Source organism: Micromonospora sp. NPDC049799 (assembly GCF_040656655.1).
Lineage (GTDB): Bacteria > Actinomycetota > Actinomycetes > Mycobacteriales > Micromonosporaceae > Micromonospora.
Genome location: NZ_JBFAMU010000311.1, coordinates 1 through 5871 on the forward strand (window position 1 = coordinate 1; position 5871 = coordinate 5871).

General features: G+C 75.1%; 4 protein-coding genes and 1 pseudogene. All 5 read right to left on the reverse strand.

All coding sequences use genetic code 11. The features are described 5' to 3' along the window. Positions 1-91 precede the first annotated feature (91 nt). Positions 92-1645: pseudogene (locus tag AB0I76_RS20745) on the reverse strand (transcription antitermination factor NusB); the annotation flags it as partial. Then, the gene (gene fmt / locus AB0I76_RS20750) at positions 1642-2568 is read right to left on the reverse strand and encodes a methionyl-tRNA formyltransferase (protein ID WP_357037819.1); all 927 of its coding nucleotides are present in this window, start codon (positions 2566-2568) and stop codon (positions 1642-1644) included. The gene fmt and the pseudogene AB0I76_RS20745, both read right to left, overlap by 4 nt. Positions 2569-2572: 4 nt before the next feature. Then, positions 2573-3133, reverse strand: coding sequence for a peptide deformylase (def, locus tag AB0I76_RS20755; RefSeq protein WP_357037822.1), 561 nt, complete (start codon positions 3131-3133; stop codon positions 2573-2575). Between the two features lie 45 nt (positions 3134-3178). Further along, a complete protein-coding gene (locus tag AB0I76_RS20760) occupies positions 3179-4450 on the reverse strand; it encodes a cytochrome P450 (protein WP_357037825.1) in 1272 nt (423 codons plus the stop codon). A gap of 149 nt (positions 4451-4599) precedes the next feature. Further along, positions 4600-5586 (reverse strand): AAA family ATPase, encoded by a 987-nt coding sequence (locus AB0I76_RS20765; protein ID WP_357037827.1) that lies wholly within the window; start codon positions 5584-5586, stop codon positions 4600-4602. Between the last annotated feature and the right edge of the window lie 285 nt (positions 5587-5871).

The following is a 5871-nucleotide window of genomic DNA, read 5'->3' on the forward strand; positions in this document are numbered from 1 at the left end:
AAACGCCGAGGGGGACGCCTGAGCGGCGATAACGTCTGAAGACAATGGCCACCGTCCGCGACACCACGTACGACCTGCTGCGCGCCCTGGGCATGGCGTCGGTGCCGTGCCGGTGCGGCCAGAGCTGAACCGTCGGCCCGTCACCGAGGCCGGGCATTCCGGCGGGCAGCAGGGGCCGGGCGTCGACGAAGTCGACCGGCACCCCCGAGCGGCGGGCCGACTCGGTCACCGTCACGTGCGTCTCCACGGTGTGCGGGGAGCAGGTCACGTACGCCACCAGGCCGCCGGGGCGGACCGCCCGCAGCGCCGCGGCCAGCAGTTCCCGCTGCAACCGGGTCAGCGGCGGCAGATCCGACGGCTGGCGTCGCCAGCGCGACTCCGGTCGCCGGCGCAGCGAGCCCAGCCCGGTGCACGGCGCGTCGACCAGCACCCGGTCGAAGTGCTCCTCGGGCAGCTCCGGGTCGGCGCCGACCGTCCGGCCGTCGACGTTGAGCACCGTGACCGGCAGGTCCCGGGTGGCCTGGGAGACCAGTCGGGCCCGGTGCTCGGACACCTCCACCGCCGTGAGCCGCGCCCCGCGCTGCGCCGCCAGGGCGCCGAGCAGGCCGGACTTTCCGCCCGGGCCGGCGCACAGGTCCAGCCAGCGGCCGTCCGGCCCGTCCAGCGGGGCCACCGCGAGAGCGTTGGCCACCAGCTGGGAACCCTCGTCCTGCACGTGCGCGCGCCCCTGGGCCAGCGCCGGCAGGTCGCCGGGAGCGCCGCCGCCGAGATAGACCGCGTACGGGGAGAACGCGCCGGGTGCGCCGCCGACCTCGTCGGCCAGTTCCACCGGGTCGGCGAGGCCAGGCCGGGCGCACAGGTGCACCGGCGGACGCTCGTTGTCCTCGATGAGCAGCCGGGCGGTCTCCCCCAGGTCGCCGCCGAGCGCCTCGGCGAAGGCCCGCACGATCCACTGCGGATGGCTGTACGCGAGGGCCAGGTGTCCGACCGGGTCGGTCTCCATCGGCGGGGCCAGCTTCGCCACCCACGCGTCGGAGTCCCGGCCGGCCACCTCGCGCATCACGGCGTTGGCGAACCCGGTCGCGCCCGGGCCCACCGACTTCACCAGGTCCACCGTGGACGACACCGCGGCGTGCGCCGGCACCCGGGTGTGCAGCAGCTGGTACGCCCCGATCCGCAGTGCGTCCCGGACCGGCGGGTCGATGCGCTGCACGTCCCGGCCGGCGGCGTCGGACAGGATCGCGTCCAGCGTGCCGAGGTGCCGCAGCGTGCCGTAGGTCAGCTCGGTGGCGAACGCGGCGTCCCGGCCGTAGAGTCCGGCGTCCCGCAGGATCGCCGGGAGCACCAGGTTGGCGTACGCGTCGTCCCGGTGCACGGCCGCGATCGCCTCGTACGCGACGTGGCGGGGCAGGTCCACGGCGGGCCGCACCGGCCGCCGGGCGCCGTCACGCCGGTCCGCGCCGCGCGGGCCGCCGCGCGCACCGCCCGAGGGACGTCCGCGATCCGACGCGGCCTCGCCGCGCCCACCGGAACCGGAGAAACCACGCCCACCCGAGCCGGAGAAGCCACGCCCACCCGAGCCGGAGGAACCGCGCCCGCCCTCGGCGGAGTGGCGCTCCTCCCGGTCCTGCGACGGCCCGGTCACGCGAGGTCCTCGCCAGCGGTGACCCGGGCGCCGCGCGCCCAGTCCGTCGCCGGCATGGCCCGCTTGCCGGCCGCGCGCACCTCGCCGAGGCGCACGGGGGTGGTGGCCGTGCCGACCAGCACCCGGGCCTTCTCCACCAGCAGCTCACCGGGCTTCAGCTCCGGGCCGTCCGGCACCGGGTCGACGGGGCCCAGCTTGACCCGCTCCCCCCGGAACGTCGTCCACGGGCCGGGCGCGGGGGTGCAGGCGCGGACCCGGCGGTCCACCGCGAAGGCCGGGTCGGTCCAGCGGACCCGGGCGTCCTCCACGGTCAGCTTCGGCGCCAGGGACACGCCGTCCGCTGGCTGCGGCTCGGCGCGGGCGGTGCCAGCCCCGATCGCGTCGAGGACGGCGACCAGCAGGCCGGCACCGGACTCGGCCAGCCGTTCCAGCAGGTCACCGGAGGTGTCGCCGGGGCGGATCTCGTCGGTCAGGGTGCCGAAGACCGGGCCGGTGTCCAGCCCCTCCTCCAACTGGAAGACACTGGCGCCGGTCACCTCGTCGCCGTGCAGCACCGCGTGCTGCACCGGGGCGGCGCCGCGCCAGGCCGGCAGCAGCGAGAAGTGCAGGTTGATCCACCCGTGCCGGGGGATCTCCAGCGCGGCCGGCGGCACCAGGGCGCCGTAGGCGACCACCGGCACGCAGTCCGGTGCCAGCTCGCGCAGGCGGGCCAGGAACTCCGGCTCCCGGGGCCGGGCCGGGGTGAGCACCTCGACCCCGTGCTCGTCGGCCCACGCGCCGACCGGGGAACGGGACAGGCCACGGCCACGGCCGGCCGGGGCGTCGGGGCGGGTCACCACCGCCAGCAGCTCGTGCCCGGAGGCGGCGACGGCGGCCAGGGCGGGGACGGCGACGGCCGGGGTGCCGGCGAAGATCACGCGCACCGCTTCACCGACCCAGACCGAAGGGACTGCTGGAGGCGTGCGGGTTGAGCTTGACCGTCGGCGGGGCGGCCGGGTCGTACCAGTCCGCCTGGCGGATCGCCTTCATCGCCTCCTTGCGGCCGGCCGGGTCGAGCCGGTCGACGAAGAGCACGCCGTCGAGGTGGTCCGTCTCGTGCTGCACGCAGCGCGCCATCAGGCCGGTGCCGACGATCTGCAGCGGGTCGCCGTAGCCGTTGTAGCCCTTGGCGATCACGTTCTGGCGGCGCTTGGTGTCGAAGTAGAGCCCGGGGATGGACAGGCACCCCTCGGGGCCGTCCTGCTCCTCGGAGTCGGGAAACTCCAGCACCGGGTTGACCAGGTGGCCGAGCACGTCGTCGACGTCGAAGGTGAACACGCGCAGGCCCACTCCGAGCTGCGGCGCCGCGAGACCGGCCCCGTTCTGCTCGCGCATCGTGTCGGTGAGGTCGGCGATGAGCCGACGCAGCTCGGCGTCGAAGTCGACCACCGGATCGGCCGGCGTGCGCAGCACCGGATCCCCGAACAGACGGATGGGCTGGACGGTCACTCGGGGTGGCTCCTTCGTGGGCGGGACGAGCTGGGCCGTACCAGTCTACGGAGTGTGCCGGGCCGCTCCGGCCGGCGTACCACGATGGGGGGCCGCCGCCTCCGCGTCGATGGTCACCGGGAGGGTGTCGTAGCCGCGCAGAGTGAGGCGGGTCCGGTGCCGGGGCGTGCCGGCCAGCGCCAGGCCGGGCAGCCGGCGCAACAGCAGTGGGAAGGCGACCTGGGCCTCCAGCCGGGCCAGGCCGGCGCCGAGGCAGTAGTGCGGGCCGGCACCGAACGACAGCGGGTGGACCTGCGGTCGCCACGGGTCGAAACGCTCCGGCTCGGGGTAGCGCCGGGGGTCCCGGTTGGCCGCGCCGAGCAGCAGCAGCGCCCAGCTCCCGGCGGGCACGTCGACGTCGCCGTACTGGGTGGCGACGCCGCTGACCCGGGTCGTCAGCTGCACCGGGGAGTCGAAGCGGAGCAGTTCGTCGACGTACGCCGGGGCGAGGTCCGGCCGGTCGCGCAGCGTGGCGGCCTCGCGGGGGTGGTCGAGCAGCACGACGAGGCCGTTGCCGAGCAGGTTGGTGGTGGTCTCGAAGCCGGCGACCAGCAGCACCACCAGGTTGGCCAGCAGCTCGTCGCCGGAGAGCCGGTCCCCGTCGGTGTCGTGGACCTGCACCAGGGCGGTGGTCAGGTCGTCGGCGGGTGCCCGGCGGCGGGCGGCGATCAGCTCGCCGAAGTAGTCACGCAGCTCGGTGGCGCCCCGGTCGGCGACGGCCAGCTCCTCGGCGGTGATCTCCGGCTCCAGCACGCCGGTGAGGTCGCCGGCCCAGCGACGGAACAGCGGCCGGTCCTCCGCCGGGACGCCGAGCAGCGCACAGATCACTCCCACCGGCAGCGGGTACGCGAACTCGGACATGAAGTCGACCGGCTCGCCGGCGGCGGCGCGCGCGACCATCGCGTCGACGAGGTCGTTGGCCTGCGCCTCCACCACGTCCCGCATCGCCCCGATCCGGCGCGGGGTGAACGCCCCGGACGCCAGCCGACGCATCCGGCTGTGGTCGGGCGGGTTGGTGCGCAGCATCGACCGGGAGATCGACGCCACCGCCGGGCTCTCCCGCCAGCCGGGCAGGAACTGGTCGCGCAACGCGTCGTCGAGCACCCCGAACCCCGGGTCCCGGAGGATCGCGTCGGCCTCGGCGTGGCCGGTGACCACGTAGAAGACCGGCCCCGCCTGCACCACCGGCCCGTACGCGCGCAGCCGCTCGTACGTCGGATAGGGGTCGACCCGTCCCTCGGGCGACATGAGCAGCGTCAGTGCCTCGGCGGCGTCCATGAGCGGCCTCCCGCGTCGATCGGGTCGGGAGGCTCCATCATGCGCGCCGACCGCACGCCGTGCGACCCCGCGCGGCGAGAGCGTGCGCGGGTCGGACCGGCACCCGGAGGGTGGACCGGGCTGGCCGGAGGGCGGTGCGGACGGACGGCTCAGGCGCCGGCGCCCGGCTCCCCGGCCAGAACCGCGTCGCCGGCGGCGAGCAGGGCGTGCTCGGGCAGCGGCAGCGTGATGGAGTGGGCGGCCTCCCAGTCGTGGATGAGGCCGGGGCGGACCTGGGCGGCGAAGTAGTCCACCGCGCTCATCCCGCCGACCACCGGCTCGTCCACCTCGGCGACCAGCAGGGCGGGCACCAGGTGGAACCCGCTCTGGAGCGCGGCGCTGAGCCGGCGGTGGCCGTCCACCAGGAAGAAGTACTCACCGGTGTAGCCGATCTTCAACGGCTTCAGCGCCTCGTCGCCGGCGGTGGCCACCTCGCCGACGAAGCCGGTGTCCCACAGGTCGCGCAGGGCCGAGACGTCCTCGGTCGGGTACACCCGGGCCGGGTCGAGCAGCAGCAGCGGCGGGCTGTCGCGCAGCACGTCCGCGCCGAGCCGACCCTCGTACGCGTCGATGATGTGCGTGATCACCTCGGCGGGGGTGGCGCGGGTGCTGTCGCAGACCAGGTCGTAGTTGCGCAGACGGGCCTTGTCCACCCCGTACCGGAGGATGAACCGGTTGCGCTCGCTGTCACTGCGCTCCCGGAGCTTGGCCTTCGCCTCCTCCAGCGAGGTGTAGCTCTCGGCCGGCCCGGAGGGGCGCAGCAGCGCCCGGCGGGCCGCCTCGCCCGGCTCGGTGATCATGTGCACCTTGAGCGCGTCGGTGAAGAAGTGCCAGGCCAGCCGGGAGTCCATGACCAGCGACTCGCCGGACGCGGCGATGTCCCGCTGGAGCTGGTCGACGTACCCGTCGACGGCCTGGTCCAGCTCGGCGTGCAGGTTGAGCTGGAGAGCGGTCATCTGCCGCTCCTGCGCCATCTGGCGGTAGAGGTCGCCGACGCTCACGCGGCGCAGGCCCAGCCGCTTGGCGATCTCCACGGAAACGGTGCTCTTGCCGCTGCCGAGGTCGCCGTTGAAGACGATCGATTGACGAACGGTCACGACTGGTCCACCCCTGATCACCGGCTGTTTCGGTCGTACGCCCCGGGCATGACGGGCGATGCTACCACCCGGGGAGGAGCGTCCTCCCGCACACGGGGTGCGACGGTCACGCACCGCGACACCGGCCGCCCGGTTCCGGCCCGCCTGTCCTGCCCTACCCCGGCGGCGGGCCGCCGACACCGCTCAGAACAGGGTGAGCGGGTCCACCTGGAGGCGGACCGGGTCGGCGGCCTTGCGGGCGGTGCGTACCCCGGCGGCCGTGTGCAGCGCCCCGGCCAGCGCGGC

Bases quoted from the DNA above. Each gene is read 5' to 3' on its own strand.
- AB0I76_RS20760 (WP_357037825.1), bottom strand. From the start codon at position 4,450: ATGGACGCCGCCGAGGCACTGACGCTGCTCATGTCGCCCGAGGGACGG.